The organism is Planctomycetota bacterium, from assembly GCA_016125255.1.
Taxonomy (GTDB): Bacteria; Planctomycetota; Phycisphaerae; order Phycisphaerales; family Zrk34; genus RI-421.
Genome location: WGMD01000003.1, coordinates 1 through 19335, shown reverse-complemented (window position 1 = coordinate 19335; position 19335 = coordinate 1). Strand labels below are relative to the sequence as shown.

Genomic DNA, 19335 nt, shown 5'->3' with positions numbered 1-19335 from the left:
CTTTCACGCCACATCCCCCAGTCCCAGCGCTTCGCCGTACTGCTTCACGAGCCGCTTGCGGAGCAGGTCGTGCGCCGGCTCCTTGAGTTTCGGGTCGCTGTCGACGATCGCCTGCGCATCGCGCCGGGCCAGTTGCAAGAGGTCCATGTGCAGCGACAAATCCGCCACCTGCAGCGGCGGCAGGCCCGCCTGTCGCGTGCCGAAGAACTCGCCCATCCCGCGTATCACAAGGTCCGCCTCGGCGATCTCAAAGCCATTGGTCGTCTTGGCGATCGCCGCCAGTCGCTGCTGCGCATCTTCCGTCGTCGGGTCGCCGATGAACACGCAAAGACTCTTGCGGCTCCCGCGCCCGACACGTCCGCGCAACTGATGCAACTGCGCCAGCCCGAAGCGCTCCGCGTGCTCCACCACCATGATCGATGCGTTCGGCACATCGACGCCGACTTCGATGACGGTCGTCGCCACCAGTACGTCGATCCGCCCGTCGCGGAACTTCTGCATGATCCGCTCGCGCGCCGCCGGCTTGAGTTGCCCGTGCAGCGGCGCGACACGACGATCGGCGAAGTACGTCTTCTCCAGTTCCGCCGCATGTGTCCGCACCGCCTTGAGGCCCGCGTCGCTTTCGTCGATCGCCGGCACGACGATGTACGCCTGCTCGCCGCCCGCGATGCGCCCGGCGATGTAGCGGTAGACCTCGTCCGTCGTGCGCGGCTCGACGACCCGCGTGATGATCGGCTGACGACCCGGCGGCAGTTCGTCGATCACCGATGTGTCCAGATCGCCGAAGATCGTCAGACTCAGCGTGCGCGGGATCGGCGTCGCGGTCATGACCAGCGTGTGCGGCGTCGCCTTCAAATCGCCGACTTTCGTGCGGAAAACCGCCCGTTGCATGACGCCGAAGCGATGCTGCTCGTCGATGATCGCCACCGCCAGATCGGCGAACTGCACGGACTCGGACAAGAGCGCCTGCGTGCCCACGACGATGTCGATGTCGCCGGTTTCGATCTGGTGGAGCATCGCCGTGCGCTCGGCCTTCGTCTGCGAACCGGTCAATAGCGCGAGGCGCACCGTCGATCCGCGGAGCATGTTGGTGATTGAAAGAAAGTGCTGCTCGGCGAGCAGTTCCGTCGGGGCCATGAGCGCGCCCTGCGTGTTGGATGCGACGGCCATGAGCATGGCGTACAGCGCGACGACGGTCTTGCCCGACCCGACGTCGCCCTGCAAAAGCCGATTCATCGGCCGATCGCGCTCAAGGTCGCGCGCGATCTGGCGCACCACCTTGTCCTGCGCCGGCGTGAGCGGAAACGGAAAGCGCTCGCGGATGTGCCGGTCGATGGCGTCGGAATAGCGCAGCGCCACGGCGTGCAGCTCCGTCTGCGTGTACTTGCGCTTGATGGAAAAGCCCAGTTGCAGAAACAGAAGTTCGTCATACGCCAGACGCCGCCGGGCGGACTTGACCTCGTCTTCGCCGGCCGGTGCGTGCAACATGCGATACGTCTCGCGCAGCGTCGGCAGACCGCGCGGCTGGCGATACGCCTCATCAAAATGATCGTCGATCTGCGGCAGGGCGATCGGCAGCACGCCGCGCACGATCCGATCGATCTGCACGCTCGAAAGGTCCTCCGTCGCCGGGTAAATCGGGCGATAGCGATCCTCCGTCGGCGCCGGTTCGTCGACGTTGTCGTCGTAAATGATGCGCATCGACGGATTGACCATCTGGCGCTGATCGTTGTAGACGACGACCTTGCCCGTGACGATCATTTTCGTTTCCGGATGGACGCGATCGCGCAGATACGGGGCGTTGAAGAAGACGAGTTCGACGGTGCCCGTGCCGTCTTCGAGCATCGCGATGAAGCGCCCGCCGTTCGCCCGCCGGCCGGGCTGCCATCGGCAGTTGGCGACGACACCCGTCGCCGTGCCGATCGCGCCGATGAGGAGCTGTTCGATGGGTTTCTGGCCGGCCTGAAACTCGTAGCGATGGGGCAGATGCTTGATGAGGTCCGCCACCGTGTGCACGCCGAGCCGAGCGAAAAGCTCCGCACGCTTGGGCCCGACGAGCGGCGCATACTGAATCGGCGTCGCCAGCGTGATCGAAGGCGAAGCGGCGGTCGAGTCAGGCGCGGTATTCGGATCGCCCATCGGGCTGATGATACAACGACGCGGCGGGTTGGTCAGGCGTGAGCCGTCAGCGCCGCCGGCAACGTCATGACGAACGCGCGAATCTCGTCGCGCACTCGCCGATAGATCGCCAGTTTCGCCTCCTCGCCGTCGACGTCTTTGGCGAGGCGCGGCGGATCGTCGAAGCCGACGTGGATGATCTTCGCCTTCCCGGGAAACATCGGGCAATGCTCATTGGCGTGCCCGCACACGGTCACGACGTAGTCGAACGGGATGTCGAGCAGTTCATCGACCTTCTGCGACTTCTGCGTGCTGATGTCGACGCCGACTTCGCCCATGACGCGCACGGCGTTGGGGTTCAAACCATGCGCCTCGATGCCGGCGGAGTACGCGTTGATCGCCTCCGACTTGAGATGGCGCGCCCAACCCTCGGCCATCTGGCTGCGACAACTGTTGCCGGTGCAGAGGAACAGCACGTTGAGTTTGCTCGAATTCATGATCAGCGATGATAGGTGGGCGGATGCGCGGCGCCTGTGAGAATCGCGTTAGGGCCGTCGCCAGTCGTTGCGGAGCCGGACGGTCAGTTTGTGGATCTTGCCGTCGAGGTACAGGTCCGCGAGGACGAGCGCCATGTCGGCGTCGGGGGCGAGGAAGCGGGCGACGGGGTAGGGCTCGGCGTGCTCGTTGATGAAGCTGGTCAGGGCGATCGGGTCGGTCCGGCCGATGGGCAGCGCCTCCAGGTCGCCGCCGTAGGCGTGGTTGAGCCAGAGCTGCACGTTCTTGTATTCATGCACGGTGCGGTTGTCGATCACGATGGCGTTGCCGACGCGGATGAGCTCGATGTCCAGCGGCTCGGCGATCGGCGCGGCGTCGGGGTAGTATCGCGGGGCCGGCGTGCCGGGATGGTCCTCATCCAGCGCCCGGCCCTCGGTGGTCAGCACGGGCAGCTTCAATTCATCGACGTAATTGCACCCGCCCAGACAGGCGGCGGCAATCAACAGACACAAAAGGCGAAGTCCCATGCGAGAGGTCCGGCACGTGTGGAGGAATGATTGAACCGGGCCATATCATGCAGGCAATGATCGCTTTGAGCAAGGGACCCTTCGACTGGATCGCCGCCGGTCCGTTCTTTCAGGCGGGGCTGGCCGGTTACTCCGACGCCGCCATGCGCCTCGTCGCGCGCCGGCATGGTTGCGGGTACTGCATCACCGAAGCGATGCTCGACCAGTTTCTGATCAACGGCGGCAAGGGCCTCAAAGCCGCCGAAATCTGCGAAGAGGACCACCCGATCGCCGGGCAGCTCATGGGCTCGCATCCGAAAGACATCGCCGCGGGGGCGAAGGTGCTTCTGACGCTCGGGTATGACGTGATCGACATCAACCTTGCGTGCCCGGTGAAGAAGATCAAAAAGAAGTGCCGAGGGGGTCACCTCTTGTCCGAGCCGCAGGAGGCGATCGACATTCTCGATGCGGTGCGCGATGCGATCGGCGATGCGGTCCCGCTGACGGTCAAGCTTCGCCGCGCCTATGACGACACGCCGGAGATGGAAGCGAATTTTCATCGCATTTTCGAGAAGGTCATCGCGTTCGGCTACGCCGGGGCGACCGTACACGGGCGCACCGTCGAACAGAAATACATCGGCCCGTCGCGCTGGCCGTTTCTGACGGACCTGACGCGCCGCTACCGCAGCGCGATGGACAACGGGTTCCACATCTTCGGCTCCGGCGACGTGTTCACACCGCAGGCGATTTTCGACATGATCCAGCAGACCGGCGTGCAGGCGGCGTCCGTCGCGCGCGGCTGCATCGGCAATCCGTGGATCTTCCGGCAGGCACGGCAGATCATGGCGGGCCAGACGCCGACGCCCCCGACGCTCGCCGAGCAGCGGGCGGTGCTGCTCGAGCATTTTCAACTCTCCGTCGACCTGCACGGCGAATCAAACGCCGGTCGCATGATGCGCAAGTTCGGCATCAAGTTCAGCCAGCATCATCCGAACGGCGATGCGGTCAAAAACGCCTTCATCGCCGTCAAAAACCTCGCCGACTGGCACGCGGCGCTCGATGCGCATTACCCGATGGGCGAAACGACTGACGAAATCGATGCTACTTGGATTGACGAAGCGGACAGACGATACGCGGAGGTTCGATCGGGCAACGCGAAAGTCGTCCCGGCGGACGAAGCCCTTGATCAAATACGGCGGGACATGGGATGGCGGAAGTAAACTTGAAGTTCGAAAAACTCCCTCTCCCTTCGGGAGAGGGCTGGGGTGAGGGTGGCGACGTAGTCAGGCGCGTTTCGCATCGAGAGATGTCAGAAATTGGACGCACCCTCACCCGGTCCTACGGACCGACCTCTCCCGGAGGGAGAGGTAATTAAGGAGCATGGACGTTCATCGGGCTGCGTGAGCGATTGTATTGACGGATCGAGTTCGATCTTGCACATCACATCAAATCCGCGAGCGTTTTGCCTTCGGCTTTGGCTTTGTCGGCTTCGTGCAACTGCTGGACGTATTTCCAGCCGGGGTTGCCGGAGGCGGATTCGCCGTTGGCGAGGAGGTTGTAGCCGACGTCGAGGATGGCGGGCAGGGGGATGCGGTCGGCGGGGCGGGAGAGGGTGTAGCCGGTCTTCAGATCGGCGCCGGTGGCGTGGATCAACTCGGCGGCGGCGAGGGCTTCGAGCAGTTTGGTCACCGCCCGGCCGGGCAGGCGCAGATCAATCGCCAGCGCCTCGGCGGAGCACGCCTTGCCATTGTTGAAGTCGGCGGCGATGCGCGCGAGCACCGGGACCATCCATGTCGTATCGATGAATTGCTCCTGCGGCGTGCGATGGCGCTGGGACTTGAAGTTGCGGCCCTTCATCGCGCCCAGCGCGTAGGTCAATTCCAAACCGAACAGCACCATCAACCACATCAGCCACAGCAGCATCAGAAAAAGCGGCAACAGCGCCATCGCACCATAGAGCGAACTGACGCCAGCTTTGGAGACATAAATGCGGAACCCTTCGCGTCCGCCCACAAGGAGCACGGCGGCGACGAACGATCCGATCGCAGCGGCGCGCTTTCCGACGGCTGCGGTCGGCAGGAGGATGTACATGAGGAAGATGACCAGCCAGGTCGTGACGATCGGCGCCGCGACGACCGCCGGGCCGACGAGCCAGTTGGTCCAAGAGGCGTAGCTGAGCAAATCGATGAAGCGATTCTGCATCCATTGGCCGGCGAGCAGGACGATGGGGCCGAGCGTGATGACGGTGTAGTAGAGCGGCAAGCGGATGTACCATTTGCGTCCGCCCATGACGCCGAAGACTGAATTGAAGCTTCGTTCGACGGTGGCGAGCAGGCCGGTGGCGCCGTAAATGAAGACGAGGACGCCGACGACGCCGATGCTGCCGAAGCTGATGTGTTCGAGCTTGCCGAGCACGGACGAGAACTGCTCATCGAGGCGCTCGCGCACGTCATTGAACTCGGCCTGTTTTTCGGTGGTGGTCGGCGGCGAAATGGCTTGGCTGACCTGCGCCCCGCCGCGGAGGACTTCGACGGTCCAGTCGATCATCTTGTCTTTGAAGTCATTGCGTTCGCTGGGGCCGACGAACATGTTGAGGGCGACAAGCGCGAGGGCGATCGTGGGGAGCATGGAGAACAAGGTGTGATACGTGAGCGCCGCGGCCATCTGCCCGGCCTTGTCATGGCGCAGCTCGCCGGCGCAGTGGCGCGTCAGGTCGATGCTCCAGCGCACGGCGAACTGCCAGCGCGTCAGCTCGCCCGACGGGCTTGTCAGGACGCGCCGCAGCCACTCGGGTATGGGCAATTTATTGAGCGTCTTGTCGAACATGATCACCGCTCCGATGGAACACTATATCGGCAATTGGGCGGGAAGTGTCCCGTCACGCAGGATCATATCCGTCGTGTTTGGAGAAGGGGTGGCAGCGGGCGATGCGTTTGAGGCCGCGCCATGTGCCGCGCATCGGGCCGTACTTCGTCACAGCGTCGATCATGTACTGGCTGCATGTAGGGGTGTAGCGGCAGTGCCCGCCGAGGAAGTGGCCGAGGGTGGCCCGATAAAAACGGACCAGCAGGATGATGAGGCGGGTGAGCATGGGGCATTGTATATGGTGAAGTGGTGATATGGTGAAGTGGCGATGTAAAAGCGGGGGGCTCATATCGCCACATCGCCAAATCACCACTTCACTATTTATTTTGCCTGGCGTTTGAGCCACGCCGCGTCGATCTTCCGTGCCGCATCGCTGAGCCACGTCTGATACGCCGCCAGTGTCGCCGGGTCATGGCGCGACACAACCACCACCAGATCATAGCCCGCCGGCAGGTCGTGCTGGAGGAGGCGAAAGGATTCGCGGAGGAGGCGCTTGATGTGATTGCGCCGGACGGCATTGCCGACGCGCGCCGAGACGGAGAGGCCGAGGCGCGGATGGGGCAGGCCGTTGGCCATGGCGTGGATGCGGAGGGGGCCGGCGTGGCGGATGAGCTTGTTGGCATAGACGGCGGCGAACTGCGCGGGGGTGCGCAGGTGCAGATGCTTGGCGAAGCTCAAGGGGCGATCGGACATGAATCAGTCCGCCTGACTGGTGCGCAGCTTCATGAGACGGATATTGTACGCGGCGATGACGTCCTGACGCCGCAACATGGCGATGATGCGCTTCGGCTCCGTCGGGTCCACGACGGGCAGCTCCTCGAAGCGATGCTCCACGAACTTGCCGATCGCGCTGCCCAGGTCCATGTCCAGCGAGAGCGCCAGGTCGCCCGTCGTCGCCAGATCGTGCGCGACGGTGAGTTCGCCCATCTCCGCGTCATAGAGGAATTGCCGCACATCGTTAAGACTGAACATGCCGAAGTAGTTGCCGTCGGCGTCGACGACGGGGAAGCACGTCTGCTTCGCCGAGGTGATGATGCGGACGATGCGGCTGAGGGTCATGTCGAGGGGGATGGTGATGAACTGGCGCGATGCGGCGTCGATGGCGTCGGCGACTTTGAGGCCCTGCATGACGTCGATGATGAAATCGCCGCGATGGGCGGGCGAGTCGAGGCGCGTCGGCACCTGCTCCGAGTAGATCGACCATCCGCGGCTGAACAGATACGCCAGCGCACAGACCCACATGCTCGGCAACAGCAGTTCGTAGCTGCCGGTCATCTCGCTGACCATGATCAGCGTGCTGACGGGCGTCTTGGCGGCGGCGGCGAAGAAGCCGGCCATGCCGAGGATGACGAACACATCGATGCGGGTCACCACGCCGGGCATGATCTTCTGAAAGAGCAGTCCGGTCAGCGCTCCGAAGCATCCGCCGATGACCATGCTCGGTCCGAACACGCCGCCGGACCCGCCCGAGCCGATCGTGAGGGACGTGGTGAGAATCTTGCCCAGTCCGATCGCCAGCAGCACGCTCATGGACAGTCCGACGCCGTCGGGGGCATTGAGCATTTTCTGAAGGTAGCCGTAGCCGTAGGACAGCACGCTCAGCACATCGCGCTGTGCGGTGGGCGTCGCCAGCGCCATGCCGTAGTACGCCGCCAGCGCGACGACGCCGGTCAGCGCGGCTCCGATGGCGGGGCGAAGCGTGGGGCGGACGGACATGCGCTTGAATGTCCAGTGTATCCCGTAGAAAGTCCGCACGTAAATGAGCGACATGACGACCATGACCAGCACGAGCCCCGTCAGCGGAATGAGCAGCAGGGGATCGCGAAAGCGGATGCCCGGCTGAACGGCGAAGAGGTGTCCGAACCCGTCGAAATTCAGATGGAAGAACGAGGAGGAGACGCCGATGAGGAAGTTGAAGACGCAGTAGGCGATCGTCGTGGCGATGAACGCGGGGATCAGGGCCTCGGCTTCGAAGTCCGGCTCGCGGTAGAGGACTTCGATGGCGAAGATCGCGCCGGCGAGGGGGGCGTGAAAGATCGCGCCGATGCCGGCCCCGAGCCCCGCCGCAAGCAGAATGCGGCGCTCCATGTCGGACAGGCCCAGGTACGTCGCCAGATACGATCCGAACCCCGCGCCGGTCTGAGCGATGGGGCCTTCGCGCCCGCCGGACCCGCCCGTGCCGAGCGTGATGGCGGAGGCGAGCATCTTGATGATCGGGACGATCGGACGGATGACGCCGCGCTTGTTGTGATACGCATCGATCGCCGCATCCGTCCCGTGTCCCTCCGCCTCGGGCGCGAACGTGAACACCAGCCACCCGCTGATCAGCCCCCCGATCGTCGGCACGACCAGCAGCATCCACGGCCGAAACGGCCCCTCCGACTCCGCGAAAAAATGCGCCTCGCCCAGCGGCCCCCCCTGGTTGTACCCGCTCAAATACGCCAGCGCGTAATGCAGCACCGCCTGGCTCATCAAATGAAAAATGATCGCTCCGAGACCCGCCACCAATCCGACCGCCGCCGCCAGCGCAATGCTCCGACCCACCGACCGAAGCCGCGGCTGACTGACCGTACTCAAGCCAAGCTCTTTGAGCGTCGTCATCATGATGCTTCATTCAGCGCGTGGTGGTAGTAGCGCATCACCCGGCTTCGCGTGATCACGCCACGCAACCGCACCGCCCCGATCGGATCCGTCACCGTCAGCGAATCGCAATCGCACTCCGCGAACTTGTCCAGCACCATGTCCAACGTCTCGTCCGGCTGCACCGGCGGCAAATCCGTCCGCATCATCTCCGCCACGATCAACAACGGCAGCGCCTCCCGCTGCAACATCGCCGTCCGCAGATCGTCCCCCAGCACCATCCCGATGTACTGGTTGTCGCTGTCGCACACGACAAAGTCGTCCACATTGTGAATCTCCGCCAGCGTGAGTAGCGACTCGACCGCGTCCCCCGGGTACACCACGACCGCCTTCGCCATCGGCACGCGCGCCGCCACCAAGCGCCGCAGCACCGCCGCCTCGCTGATCAGCCCGACCTTCACGCCCATCTCCCGCAGCGCCAGCGTGTAGATGCTGTCCCGCAAAAGAAGCTGCGAAACCACCGTCGCCGTGATCGCCAGCAGCATGACCGGCAGAATCACCTTGTAATCCCGCGTCAACTCGAACACGAGAATGAACGCCGTCAATGGACAGTGCACCGCCGCGCTGAGCACGCCCGCCATCCCCGCCAGCGCGTACATCGCCGGGCTTGCCTGCGGATAGATCCCCGTCGCCTGAAGCGCCATCCCGAACGCCGCGCCGACCGTCGCCCCGATGAACAGCGACGGCGCGAAGATGCCCCCCGACCCGCCCGACCCGAGCGTCAGACTCGTCCCCAGCAGCTTGAACCCCGCCGCCATCACTAAAAACAGCAGCGTCACATGCCCCGCCGCCCCGTACGAACCCGGGTCCATCAGCGTTTCGATCACCGGGTAGCCGTTGGCGAAAAACGCCGGCGGACGATACTGGCCCACCGCGTACGGATTGATCTTCACGAACAGCAGCCCCATGCACCCCAGAAAAAGTCCCCCCAGCGCCGGCCGCAGCCAAACCAGCTTCTTCCATCGCCACTGCCCCCACAACCCCTCCATCGAAAACAGCGCCCGCGTGAATCCCCATCCCGTCATCCCGCACAACACGCCCAGCACAAGGCACGGCAAAATCTCCCAGAACTGAAACTGATACGCCTGCATCTCCGTGCTTAAATGAAACAGCGCCTGATTGTCCCCCGCGATTGCCTGAAACGTCACCGTCCCGAAAACCGTCGCCACAACGACCGGCTGAAAAGTCTTGAGCGAAAAGTCGCGCAGCATGACCTCCAGCACCAACAGCACGCCCGCGATCGGCGCATTGAAGATCGCCGCCAATCCCGCCGCCGCGCCGCAGCCCACCAGCGTGCTCATGTGCTCCTTGTTGACGCGCAGCAGTTGCCCCGCGATCGAACCGAGCACCGACCCGATCTGCACGATCGGACCTTCCTGCCCCGTCGAGCCGCCCGACCCGAGCGTCAGCGCCGAGTTGATCGCCGTGAAGAATCCCCCGCGCGCCTTCATCCGCCCGCTCTGCCGCGCCAGCGACTCCATCACGTCCGGAATCCCGTGGCTGACCATCGGCAACTCGAACGCGCTCTTGATGAGCCCGACCGCCAATCCGCCCACCGCCGGCAACGCCAGCAGCAGCCAAACGTGCTCCGCCCGAAGATTCCTTCCCCCCAGATTCTCGTAGAAGAACGTCTCGGAAAAGCGCACGAGATTACCGAAGCCCAGCGCCACCACGCCCGACATCGACCCGATCACCGCCGCCAGCGGAATCAGATACCAGTCGCGGGAGAACCCGATCTGCCGAAGCAGCCGGACCGCCCGCATCTTGATTTTCGTCAGTTCCATAGCTCATCCAGTCGAGGCGGAATCGACTAATGTACGGCTTGGGCGCACGACCGCAAGTGCCTTCGCTCTTTATCGACTCGACGCCGCCCGCCGCTGTGGTAAAGTGTCGGACCCGCCTTTGCGAAAGGATTCGATATGGATTTGCTTGCCAAACTCACTCAGACCCCCTCCGTCCCCGGCCGCGAAGACCGCATCCGCAAGGTCATCCGTGACCACATCACCAAGGCCAAACTCTTCGACGACATCCGCGTCGACGCCATGGGCTCGCTCATCGCCGTCCGCAAACCCCGACCCGCCAAAAAGTCCGCCGCGCCCAAAAAGCCCCTCAAGGTCATGCTCGCCGCGCACATGGACCAGATCGGCTTCCTCGTCAGCTACGTCAACGAAGACAACGGCTCCATCCGCGTCAACCCCGTCGGCGGGTTCGACACACGCAATCTCTTCGCCCGCACCGTCCGCGTCTGCACCGCCTCCGGCGACCTGCCCGGCGTGATGAACCCCTCCGGCAAACCCGTCCATATCGCCTCCGAGGAAGAGCGCAAGAAAATCCCCGACGTCGGCGAGTTCTTCATCGACCTCGGGCTCCCCCCCGGTCAGGTCAGCCGCAAAGTCAAGATCGGCGACATGGTCGTCCTCGACGGCCCGTTCCATGACATCGGCTCCACCATCGTCAGCCAGTGCATGGACAACCGCGTCGGCTGCTGGGCCGTCGTCCGCGCCATCGAAAACCTCAAGCATCACGACTGCGAAATCCACGCCGTCTGGACCGTGCAGGAGGAAGTCGGCCTCCGCGGCGCCGGCCCCGCCTCCTTCTCCGTCGATCCCGACATCGCGCTCTCCTGTGACACGACTCTCTGCTGCGAAGTCCCCGGCGTCGCGCCCGAGCAGCATGTCACCAAATTCGGCAAGGGCGTCTGCATCAAGGTCATGGACGGCTCCGCCATCGCCGACATCGGCCTCATCGAAGACATCGAAGCCGTCGCCAAAAAGAAACGCATCAAGCACCAGCGCGGCGTCCTCCCCCGCGGCGGACAGGACGGCGGCATCATCCAGCGCACCCGCGCCGGCGTCCGCATCGCCGTCTTCGCCTGCCCCGTCAAATACATCCACACCGTCACCGAAATGTCCCACAAAGACGACCTGGCCAGCTACCACCAGTTGCTCACCGCGTACCTCGAGCAGCTCTGACCCCCTCTCCCTCCGGGAGAGGGTTGGGGTGAGGGCACGCATCCGTCGAGCCCGCGCCCGCATCGCGCCTTGCAATGACAATTGACAAATGCCTAATGCCTAATGACCAATGCATTGATCATTAGGCATTAGGCATTTGTCATCGGTCAAGTAGGACCGAAGGCGGATACACAAGAACCCCGCCACCCTTGGGAGTCATGACGGGGTTCCTGCGCGTTGCGATTCACTGTGTGAGGTGAATCAGCTTGCGGTTGACTGATAGCGGGCGATCACTTCGCGGATTTTCGTGCGGAAGTCATCGGACTCGTACTTGTCGCCCGCCCGGTCCGCTTCGACGTTCAGCGCCCGCAGCGCCGCGGCCAGCGAACGGTTGTCGACCTTGTCCTTGAGCGTGATCGATCGGGGATGCGCATCCAGTTCGCTCCACACCGCCTGCACATCCGTCCAGAACCGTCCCTGCGCCGCCCACCATTGCCGCGCCGGCTCGCCGCGCGATTCGTCCACGCGCCGGTACGTGTTGATCCCCGCCTCGCGCACTAATAGATGATCCGGCTTGCCCGACGCATCAAGCACCAGCTTCGCGTTGTCCTCCTCCAGCGCCCAACCCGTCGGCGTGATCGTCTGACGATTGATCGCCACGAGCACCTGATAATCGTGACGCTTGGTGTACTCCCGCCGCGGCAGGGGCCGCCCCGTCCGCTGCGACTCCCAACAGCTCACGCCCTCCGCATGCGTCCACTTCCCGATCGACTGATACCGCGGGCTGTCGTCCACGCTCGTCACCTGCTGCGACCACATCCCCCGCGCTTCCGTCGGCGAAAGCTGACGCGCCTCCCATGTGTCATTGCCCACGAAATCGTGAATCATCGCCGGCTCGTACGTCCATTCCTGACGCCAGTGCTTGATCACTTCGCCGTCCTCCGTCACCAGAAGATGCTGCAGCGCGATGCGGCGGGGTTCGTCGACGATGACCTTCACCCACTCCAACGCCTTCTCCTGATACGGCGGATGAAATTCATATCCCGGCGCCAGCGCCAACGTCTCGCGGAAATCGAACGTGATCTCGAACGTCCCCGCCATCGCCTTGATCGCCTCCCGATCCGCCGCCGGCGCCGGTTCAGCGTCAGGACGGGAAGATGCAGCCACGGCGAAGATCCCGAAGGCCATCACCAACGATGCGGACAAAAACGCGTGTCGAAACATATCGGATTCCTTGATCAAAAAAGGGTTTGAGGATGAACCGTTGTTCCCCCTCTCCCTCCGGGAGAGGGTTGGGGTGAGGGTGGCTCCGAATCGGGGCGCGTGCCGCAACGTGCGCAGTCAGTGTTTGGACGCACCCTCACCCGGCCCGACTGCGGGTCGGGCCGACCTCTCCCGGGGGGAGAGGTTTCCAGAGAGATCAATTCGCCGGCCAGCGATCCGAGCTTGGTCCGGCTTCCGGCAGCGGCGGCGCTTCCGGCTCGTTTTCATCGCACGCTTCGACGACGCCCAGCACACGATTGAGTTCGCACGCCAGAAGCAACAGTTCGCGCACGCTCAGATGCAGCGTCTGCTTGCCCAGGTAGACGTGATAATGGCCGTGAACGCAGCGGGTGATTTTGACGTTCGTCAGTTCGGGGCCGTCGGCGCACATGCGATGCTCCTTGCGGGAAAAGAATCAGGGCGAAGCCAGGTCGTAGGTGGTGCTCGCGGCCTTGTTGGCCCAAAGCGTCATGTTGTCCAATTCAGCGGGCAGCAGTCGCTCCGCATGCGTGTCGGCGAAGCCGGTGACGGTGCGTTCGGTGAACCAGCCGCGCGGATAGCCCATCAGCACGCCGCTCTTATGGCCGACGAATTCGCCCTGCGCATCGACGGACCAGTTGCGCCCGTTGCTGATCGGCGCGGACAGATAATTCAGCGCCGAGCCCGCCGGAAGGTTCGAGCCGTCGGGAGAGAAGAAGTTCATGTTCGTGCGGCTGTTGGCCAGCACGATCAGCCCGCCCGGCCGCTTCACGTCGTGCTGATAGAACACGGTCGGACTCGCGTAGTTGGGCCGGTAGTTTTCGCCGGAAATCTGCGTGAATCCGACGGTCCCTTTGTGTCCGCCGACGAACAGCGAATTGATGCCGAACGTCGGGCCCAGCGAAAGCGTGTACGCCTTGTTGAACACTTCGGTGTCGGAATCGGAGGCGAGCGGCGCCTCGGGCACGCCGTCGTGATGATGAATCAGGGGCCACAGACCGGCGACATACGGCGCCAGCCGCCACGGGTAACGATCCGAAAGCGGATACCCGAGCGTGCGGCCGACGACGTTGACGGTGATGGGCACGCCGTTGACGAATTTCGGCGCGTAGCCGAATAGAAAATGACCCTTGTGATCGTCGGCGTAAGCGGCGTAGCCCTGCATCATCTGCTTGCACCCGGCGGTGCTCACCACATCCCGCGCCACCGCCCGCGCCCGGCTCAGCGACGGCATCAGAATGCCGATCAGCAGGGCGATGATGGCGATGACGACCAGCAATTCAACCAACGTAAAAGCGCGTCGAAACATCGGTGAATCTTTCAGGAAAGGAAAGCTCAGGGATGGCGATCCCTGAGCTTTCGAAGTTCAGCGGCGGGGTCGGCGGAGCGTGAGCAGCGTCATCGCGCCCATCACCATCGCCGAAGTCGGCTCCGGCACGGACGTGCCCTGCGGCACGACACTGAAGAAGCCGGCCGAGGCGTCCGTCACGATGGCGTCGATCGCCACGCGATCCAGCGACATGTGCTGACCGCCCGCGGTGAGCGAGAGGGTCAGGTCCGGCGTGCCGTCGATGTGGAACAGCGCCCACGCTTCGATGTCGGTCGTGTCGCCGAACCCGGGGATGTTGCCGAACACCTTCGACAGCTCGCCGTAGAAGACGGGCGCTTCGCCGTTGACGCGCAGCGAGTCGAGAAGGAAGGGGGTGCCGAGCGTGGCGATCTGCACGACGACGGTGGTGAGCTTGCCGGCGGAGGCGTCGTTGGGGACGAGGGCTTCGATGTTCAGGGCGTCATCGAAGAAGCTGTAGATGTTGCCGCCGCTTCCGCCGCCGGTCACGAAGGCGGTGACGGCGTTGGTGGCGGAGAGGGTCGGGTTGCCGGCGGGGGGATGGAACACGCCCACGTCGGGCGCGTTGCCGGTCAGGGATTGGAATGCATCCCACTCGGCATAGAGCGTGTCGGCGTCGCCGCGCGACCAGCCGGTCGCCCAGACGTTGGGGGTCAGGAACGTGGCGCGGGCGCTCGTGCCCAGCATCAACACCGCCGCCGCCGCGCACAACGCGGCCGAACGGAACTTCGAGGGCCTGCCGATCATGGCAGTTCTCCTTCAGACCGAAGGGCGCCCGCGCGGCTTGTGAATCGCGCGCCCAGTCGGCAAGCATGGTTTGCCGCCACCACGCGAGGGAGTTGCCATCGGCCGGTCCGGGCTGAATAATGCCCGCGACGTCGCCCTCGCGGTGATGTCACACTCGGCGGCCTGTCGCTCTTACCAGGGATAGACAGGCCGCCATTTTTTGCGTCACGCGACGCAATTGAGACTCAGTCTCAACATGTGCAGAGTGTAGCACGACCCCCGCGTTTGTCAACCGGTGCGCACAATCGTGGCGCGCCGCCAAAATGGGCCTACCCAAACCCCGTCAGCACGGTATGATGCGTTCAGGCCCCGGGAGTATCTGCCATGCGTTCAGCCGGCCGATCCGTGCGCTACCCTGACCTTTACACGTGGTTCGTCTTTCTGTCCGCCCTGGATGTGATGTGTACATGGATCGTGCTCAAATTCGGCGGGGCGGAGGTCAACTTCCTCGCCCAATGGATCATTCATCTGGGCGGCCTCTGGGGCATGATCGCGTTCAAATTCCTGGTCGTGACCCTGGTGCTTTTCGCCTGCGAATACGTCGGCCGGCGAAACGCGGCGTCGGGTCGGCGTGTGGCGACGTGGGCGGTGGCGCTCAATGCGCTGCCGGTGATTCTCGCGCTGTCGATGCTGACGGCGCGGACGCACGGGCTGCTTTGATTCACATCACGGCCGGGGATGATGGTTGGCGATCACGGCTTTGAGGCGTGACTGATCGACGTGCGTGTAGATCTGCGTGGTGGTGACGCGGGCGTGGCCGAGCAGTTCCTGCACGACGCGCAGGTCGGCCCCGCCGCCGAGCATGTGGGTGGCGAAGGTGTGGCGGAGCGTGTGGGGGTGGATGCCGCGCAGGCCGGCGCGACGGGCGTGCTTTTTGATCATGGACCAGATGATGTACCGGTCCACCGCCGTCCCGCGCGTCGTCAGAAACAGCGCGTCATTGGGCTTGCCCGCCCGCAGCAGTTTCGGCCGCAGGTCCGCCACGTATTGTCGAATCGCTTCGACGGCTTTTTTCCCGACGGGCACGATGCGCTGGCGATTGCCTTTGCCGGTGATCTTCACGACACCGACGTCGTTGTGAAAATCGCGTAGACTCATCGTGCCCAGTTCCGAAGCGCGGCAGCCGGTGGCGTAGAGTGTTTCGAGAATCGCCACATCGCGCAGATAAAGCTTGTCTGACGGCAGCGGGGCGGCGAGCAGCTTATCGATCTGCTGCGTGTGCATGCTCTGCGGCAAGCGCTTCCACATCGTCGGCCGCTCCAAAAGCTCCGCCGGATCATGCTCGCAGTATTCGTATGCGACGAGGAATCGCCCGAACGCGCGGATCGTCGCAAGGTGTCGCGCGATGGAGGAGGACGCCATGCCCGCCGCACGAAGCTGGCGCAGATGCGCGATCAGAATCGGGGCGTCGAGCGTTGCCGGGTCGTCCCGGCCGCGCTGTGCGAGGAAGGATTCAAGCTTCTTGAGGTCCAGCTCATAACTGACGATCGTGTTGGCCGCCAGCCCGCATTCGACCCGCAAGTAAGCGAGGAAGTCACGAACCGGTTGGTTGAAGCGGCTGTCCATGGGCGGTCAGTGCGATGAGTCGCTGGGGGTGTTCGCGGCGGAGTCGCCAGTAGGTGGCGCATCCGTGATACCCACCCATGCAGACGCTCAGCGCCTCGTTGAGATGATCCAATGTAAAGTGCGAGCGGCAACGTGCATCGTCGTCGTCGATGAACGGGCAATCATCCGTATGCACGCGATCGGGTACGGCCAAGGTGACGCCTCCGACGGGTCCGCTCCATGGCAAGTATCGGCGGCCGCGTGAAGGCGACATGAATCTTCCCGGCCGCCGTCGCGGTTATTGGGACGGCGGCGCGGGGTCAGAGGGCGGTTGATGAGCCGGCAGGACGAACGAAGGGATGTTGCGGGCGATGATCGCTCCAAACTCGCAAGTTTCGTGGATCAATTTGCCGCCATTGTCCGGTTCGTCAATCGGTTCGCCCGGCGAGCCGTACGCGCTGGCGACGATCCAACTCGCCGCGGCTACAAACTGCAATCGCTTCCGCATCGAACAACGGATACGCATGGTCATCCACCTCGGATTCAACAAATGGTTCGTCCCACAAAAATCATGAGTCATCGGATTTCCGGCGTGCGTGACGCCGGTTCGGGCGGGAGGGAAACGTCGAGCGTCATCGTTCCAATGGAATTTACGATTCAATGGGCATCGCCGCAAACGAAAGTTGGGGCGGTCTTCGGCCTGGCCTCCTCGACCGCCCTGACAATCCTCATATTCGATGCGTCTGCGCCATGTGCGTACAACATCGGACTTTTCAGTGGCCCGGAAAAAAAACGAGGGATAGAATCGATCCGACACGCTGATCGAATCGGTCGATCAGATATATTGTTCCTGCTTGCTTGGGTTCGCTCCGCCTCAGTTCCTCAGCCGAACCGGCGCCAGCTCCCGGCACCGGAGTTCTCTCCATGGCTAACATCTACGTCGGTAACCTCAACTTCAAAACCACACAGGAATCGCTCGAAGCCGCCTTCGGCCAATACGGGCAGGTCGATCGGGTGAATCTGATCACTGATCGCGAGACGGGTCGGCCGCGCGGTTTCGCCTTCGTCGAAATGGCCAACGATGACGAAGCGAAGCGCGCGATCGAAGAACTCAACGGCAAGGATCTGGAAGGTCGCACGCTGACCGTCAACGAAGCGCGCCCGCGTCAGGAACGCGGCGGCGGCGGTGGCGGCGGCGGCGGTCGCGGCGGCTACGGCGGGGGACGCGGTGGTCATGGCGGCGGCGGCGGTGGTCGCGACCGCGATCGCTGGTAATCGCCAGTCTGTCTTTTGCCATACAACATTCAGCACGCGCGACGCACCCTCGGTTCATCCCGAGGGTGCGTTCTTTGATGGGCGCGGATTGTGAAATGCGGAGCGCCGGGTTACAAACATTCGGTGCACGCGGACCAGCCGCATCATCATGTGTTTCACGCCGACCACGCCCGGCCGATCGCGCGGCTGGGCGTGCTGCATGGCGCGTTTGGTTCGGGGCGCAACTGGATGGGCGTGATGCGCCCGGTCGTCGAAGCCCGGCACGACTACGCCGCCGTGCTCGTCGATTTGCGCGGACACGGGCGTTCGACCGATCTTCCTGGTGAGCCGACGTTCGACCGCACCGCGGCGGACCTGTACGCACTGGGCCGTTTCGACGCGGTGCTCGGTCATTCCTTCGGCGGCAAGGTCGCCATGCAATACGCACAGAGCAAACCGCCGGGTTTGCGGCAGGTATGGGTCATCGACTCGACCCCGGCCGTGCGCGAACCGGCGGGGGAGGCATGGACGATGCTCCATCATCTTCGCGCGCTGCCCGATGCGTTCGACACACGCGCGGAGGCGGTCGCCGGTCTGGCCGAGCGCGGGCTCAGCGAGCCGATCGCGCAGTGGATGGCAATGAATCTGCACAATGACGGGGGGCGGTTCACATGGCGCATCGATCTGGACGCAATAGAACATCTGCTGATGGGGTTCTATCAGGCGGACCTCTGGCCGCTGATTGACGCACCGCCGGAGGGGGTCGAGGTGCATCTGGTGAAGGCGACGCGTTCATCCTTACTGACCGATGCGGCGTGTGAGCGGATCGCCGCGGCGAAGTCCGTCCACGGTCGTGTGCATCTGCATCACGTGGAAGGCGGACACTGGCTCAACGTCGACAACCCGCAGGCGCTGGCCGACCTGCTCATCGAACATCTGCCGAGGTAATGATCCATGAAGAAGTTGTTGTGCGCTCTGATCGTGATTCTCGCTCCGATCGTTCAAGCCGCCGAGCGGCCCAATGTGATCCTCATCATCACCGACGACCAGGGCTACGGCGACATTCACGCCAACGGCAATCCGATCATTCACACGCCCAACATGGACACGCTGCACGATCACTCCGTGCGATTCACCAATTTTCACGTTGATCCGACGTGTGCCGAGACGCGGTCGGCCCTGATGAGCGGGCGGTACTCGACGCGCACCGGCGTCTGGCACACCATCATGGGCCGGTCGCTGATGAGTACGAACGAAATCACTATCGCCGAGTCGCTTCGGGCGGCGGGCTATCGCACGGCGATGTTCGGCAAATGGCACCTCGGCGACACGTATCCGCTCCGCCCGGAGGATCAGGGCTTTGAAGATACGCTGCACATCCGCGGCGGCGGCGACGGACAGGGCCCGGACTGGTGGGGCAACGATTACTTCGACGACACCTACTACCGCAATGACAAGCCCGAGAAGTTCGAGGGATACTGCACGGATGTGTGGTTCCGCGAGGCGCTCAAGTACATCGGCAAGCACAAGGCCGAGCCGTTTTTCGTGTACCTGGCGACGAATGCGCCGCACGGGCCGTACAACG

21 protein-coding genes are annotated in these 19335 nt (G+C 63.7%); 7 read left to right on the top strand and 14 right to left on the bottom strand.

All coding sequences use genetic code 11. The features are described from left to right. Positions 1-3 precede the first annotated feature (3 nt). From recG to GC162_05405, 3 genes are read right to left on the bottom strand one after another with little or no spacing between them, the layout of a single operon-like run. Positions 4-2139 carry an ATP-dependent DNA helicase RecG gene (gene recG / locus GC162_05415; GenBank protein MBI1368075.1) on the bottom strand — a complete coding sequence of 712 codons (2136 nt, stop codon included), beginning with the start codon at positions 2137-2139 and terminating at the stop codon, positions 4-6. Positions 2140-2171: 32 nt separating this feature from the next. Then, positions 2172-2615 carry an arsenate reductase ArsC gene (locus GC162_05410; GenBank protein ID MBI1368074.1) on the bottom strand — a complete coding sequence of 148 codons (444 nt, stop codon included), beginning with the start codon at positions 2613-2615 and terminating at the stop codon, positions 2172-2174. Between the two features lie 48 nt (positions 2616-2663). Further along, on the bottom strand, positions 2664-3140 hold the full coding sequence (locus GC162_05405) for a hypothetical protein (protein ID MBI1368073.1): 477 nt from the start codon (positions 3138-3140) through the stop codon (positions 2664-2666). 26 nt (positions 3141-3166) lie between these two features. Between GC162_05405 and GC162_05400 the strand changes: the two genes are divergently transcribed. Next, a complete protein-coding gene (locus GC162_05400) occupies positions 3167-4339 on the top strand; it encodes a tRNA-dihydrouridine synthase family protein (protein ID MBI1368072.1) in 1173 nt (390 codons plus the stop codon). Between the two features lie 220 nt (positions 4340-4559). Here GC162_05400 and GC162_05395 read toward each other — a convergent pair whose 3' ends face one another. From GC162_05395 to GC162_05375, 5 genes are all read right to left on the bottom strand, one after another. Next, the gene (locus GC162_05395; GenBank protein MBI1368071.1) at positions 4560-5945 is read right to left on the bottom strand and encodes a YihY family inner membrane protein; all 1386 of its coding nucleotides are present in this window, start codon (positions 5943-5945) and stop codon (positions 4560-4562) included. A gap of 52 nt (positions 5946-5997) precedes the next feature. Next, positions 5998-6210, bottom strand: coding sequence for a membrane protein insertion efficiency factor YidD (yidD, locus tag GC162_05390; protein ID MBI1368070.1), 213 nt, complete (start codon positions 6208-6210; stop codon positions 5998-6000). Between the two features lie 95 nt (positions 6211-6305). Next, positions 6306-6677 (bottom strand): ribonuclease P protein component, encoded by a 372-nt coding sequence (rnpA, locus tag GC162_05385; GenBank protein MBI1368069.1) that lies wholly within the window; start codon positions 6675-6677, stop codon positions 6306-6308. Between the two features lie 3 nt (positions 6678-6680). Then, positions 6681-8585 carry a CBS domain-containing protein gene (locus tag GC162_05380; GenBank protein ID MBI1368068.1) on the bottom strand — a complete coding sequence of 635 codons (1905 nt, stop codon included), beginning with the start codon at positions 8583-8585 and terminating at the stop codon, positions 6681-6683. Continuing rightward, the gene (locus GC162_05375) at positions 8585-10408 is read right to left on the bottom strand and encodes a CBS domain-containing protein (protein ID MBI1368067.1); all 1824 of its coding nucleotides are present in this window, start codon (positions 10406-10408) and stop codon (positions 8585-8587) included. The genes GC162_05380 and GC162_05375 overlap by 1 nt, the downstream gene beginning before the upstream one ends. Before the next feature lie 135 nt (positions 10409-10543). Here GC162_05375 and GC162_05370 point away from each other — a divergent pair, with 135 nt between their 5' ends. Then, complete coding sequence (locus GC162_05370) at positions 10544-11596, top strand: M42 family peptidase (GenBank protein ID MBI1368066.1); 1053 nt, start codon at positions 10544-10546, stop codon at positions 11594-11596. A gap of 240 nt (positions 11597-11836) precedes the next feature. Here GC162_05370 and GC162_05365 read toward each other — a convergent pair whose 3' ends face one another. From GC162_05365 to GC162_05350, 4 genes are all read right to left on the bottom strand, one after another. Continuing rightward, complete coding sequence (locus tag GC162_05365) at positions 11837-12799, bottom strand: hypothetical protein (GenBank protein ID MBI1368065.1); 963 nt, start codon at positions 12797-12799, stop codon at positions 11837-11839. Positions 12800-12995: 196 nt separating this feature from the next. Next, a complete protein-coding gene (locus GC162_05360; protein MBI1368064.1) occupies positions 12996-13229 on the bottom strand; it encodes a hypothetical protein in 234 nt (77 codons plus the stop codon). 24 nt (positions 13230-13253) lie between these two features. Next, a complete protein-coding gene (locus tag GC162_05355; protein MBI1368063.1) occupies positions 13254-14126 on the bottom strand; it encodes a prepilin-type N-terminal cleavage/methylation domain-containing protein in 873 nt (290 codons plus the stop codon). Between the two features lie 57 nt (positions 14127-14183). Then, positions 14184-14912, bottom strand: a complete 729-nt coding sequence (locus GC162_05350; GenBank protein ID MBI1368062.1) for a hypothetical protein — start codon at positions 14910-14912, stop codon at positions 14184-14186. 363 nt (positions 14913-15275) lie between these two features. On the opposite strand from GC162_05350, the gene GC162_05345 reads away from it, so the two are divergent. After that, positions 15276-15611 carry a hypothetical protein gene (locus GC162_05345; protein MBI1368061.1) on the top strand — a complete coding sequence of 112 codons (336 nt, stop codon included), beginning with the start codon at positions 15276-15278 and terminating at the stop codon, positions 15609-15611. A gap of 6 nt (positions 15612-15617) precedes the next feature. Here the strand turns inward: GC162_05345 and xerD are convergent, their stop codons facing one another. Both xerD and GC162_05335 read right to left on the bottom strand, forming a co-directional pair. Next, on the bottom strand, positions 15618-16517 hold the full coding sequence (gene xerD / locus GC162_05340) for a site-specific tyrosine recombinase XerD (GenBank protein ID MBI1368060.1): 900 nt from the start codon (positions 16515-16517) through the stop codon (positions 15618-15620). After that, positions 16486-16710, bottom strand: coding sequence for a hypothetical protein (locus GC162_05335; GenBank protein MBI1368059.1), 225 nt, complete (start codon positions 16708-16710; stop codon positions 16486-16488). Before GC162_05335 ends, xerD begins: the two co-directional genes overlap by 32 nt. Before the next feature lie 145 nt (positions 16711-16855). Between GC162_05335 and GC162_05330 the strand changes: the two genes are divergently transcribed. From GC162_05330 to GC162_05315, 4 genes are all read left to right on the top strand, one after another. After that, positions 16856-17071, top strand: a complete 216-nt coding sequence (locus tag GC162_05330) for a hypothetical protein (protein ID MBI1368058.1) — start codon at positions 16856-16858, stop codon at positions 17069-17071. A gap of 349 nt (positions 17072-17420) precedes the next feature. Then, positions 17421-17771: an RNA-binding protein gene (locus GC162_05325; protein MBI1368057.1), complete on the top strand. Its 351-nt coding sequence runs from the start codon at positions 17421-17423 to the stop codon at positions 17769-17771. A gap of 123 nt (positions 17772-17894) precedes the next feature. After that, on the top strand, positions 17895-18698 hold the full coding sequence (locus GC162_05320) for an alpha/beta fold hydrolase (GenBank protein ID MBI1368056.1): 804 nt from the start codon (positions 17895-17897) through the stop codon (positions 18696-18698). 6 nt (positions 18699-18704) lie between these two features. Next, positions 18705-19335 (top strand): sulfatase-like hydrolase/transferase (locus tag GC162_05315; protein ID MBI1368055.1); only part of this gene is annotated, 631 nt, incomplete at its 3' end.

Excerpts from the sequence above, each read along its gene's own strand:
- recG (MBI1368075.1), bottom strand. The coding sequence starts at position 2,139 with ATGGGCGATCCGAATACCGCGCCTGACTCGACCGCCGCTTCGCCTTCG.
- GC162_05410 (MBI1368074.1), bottom strand. The coding sequence starts at position 2,615 with ATGAATTCGAGCAAACTCAACGTGCTGTTCCTCTGCACCGGCAACAGT.
- GC162_05405 (MBI1368073.1), bottom strand. The coding sequence starts at position 3,140 with ATGGGACTTCGCCTTTTGTGTCTGTTGATTGCCGCCGCCTGTCTGGGC.
- GC162_05400 (MBI1368072.1), top strand. The coding sequence starts at position 3,167 with ATGATTGAACCGGGCCATATCATGCAGGCAATGATCGCTTTGAGCAAG.
- GC162_05395 (MBI1368071.1), bottom strand. The coding sequence starts at position 5,945 with ATGTTCGACAAGACGCTCAATAAATTGCCCATACCCGAGTGGCTGCGG.
- yidD (MBI1368070.1), bottom strand. The coding sequence starts at position 6,210 with ATGCTCACCCGCCTCATCATCCTGCTGGTCCGTTTTTATCGGGCCACC.
- rnpA (MBI1368069.1), bottom strand. The coding sequence starts at position 6,677 with ATGTCCGATCGCCCCTTGAGCTTCGCCAAGCATCTGCACCTGCGCACC.
- GC162_05380 (MBI1368068.1), bottom strand. The coding sequence starts at position 8,585 with ATGACGACGCTCAAAGAGCTTGGCTTGAGTACGGTCAGTCAGCCGCGG.
- GC162_05375 (MBI1368067.1), bottom strand. The coding sequence starts at position 10,408 with ATGGAACTGACGAAAATCAAGATGCGGGCGGTCCGGCTGCTTCGGCAG.
- GC162_05370 (MBI1368066.1), top strand. The coding sequence starts at position 10,544 with ATGGATTTGCTTGCCAAACTCACTCAGACCCCCTCCGTCCCCGGCCGC.
- GC162_05365 (MBI1368065.1), bottom strand. The coding sequence starts at position 12,799 with ATGTTTCGACACGCGTTTTTGTCCGCATCGTTGGTGATGGCCTTCGGG.
- GC162_05360 (MBI1368064.1), bottom strand. The coding sequence starts at position 13,229 with ATGTGCGCCGACGGCCCCGAACTGACGAACGTCAAAATCACCCGCTGC.
- GC162_05355 (MBI1368063.1), bottom strand. The coding sequence starts at position 14,126 with ATGTTTCGACGCGCTTTTACGTTGGTTGAATTGCTGGTCGTCATCGCC.
- GC162_05350 (MBI1368062.1), bottom strand. The coding sequence starts at position 14,912 with ATGATCGGCAGGCCCTCGAAGTTCCGTTCGGCCGCGTTGTGCGCGGCG.
- GC162_05345 (MBI1368061.1), top strand. The coding sequence starts at position 15,276 with ATGCGTTCAGCCGGCCGATCCGTGCGCTACCCTGACCTTTACACGTGG.
- xerD (MBI1368060.1), bottom strand. The coding sequence starts at position 16,517 with ATGGACAGCCGCTTCAACCAACCGGTTCGTGACTTCCTCGCTTACTTG.
- GC162_05330 (MBI1368058.1), top strand. The coding sequence starts at position 16,856 with ATGTTGCGGGCGATGATCGCTCCAAACTCGCAAGTTTCGTGGATCAAT.
- GC162_05325 (MBI1368057.1), top strand. The coding sequence starts at position 17,421 with ATGGCTAACATCTACGTCGGTAACCTCAACTTCAAAACCACACAGGAA.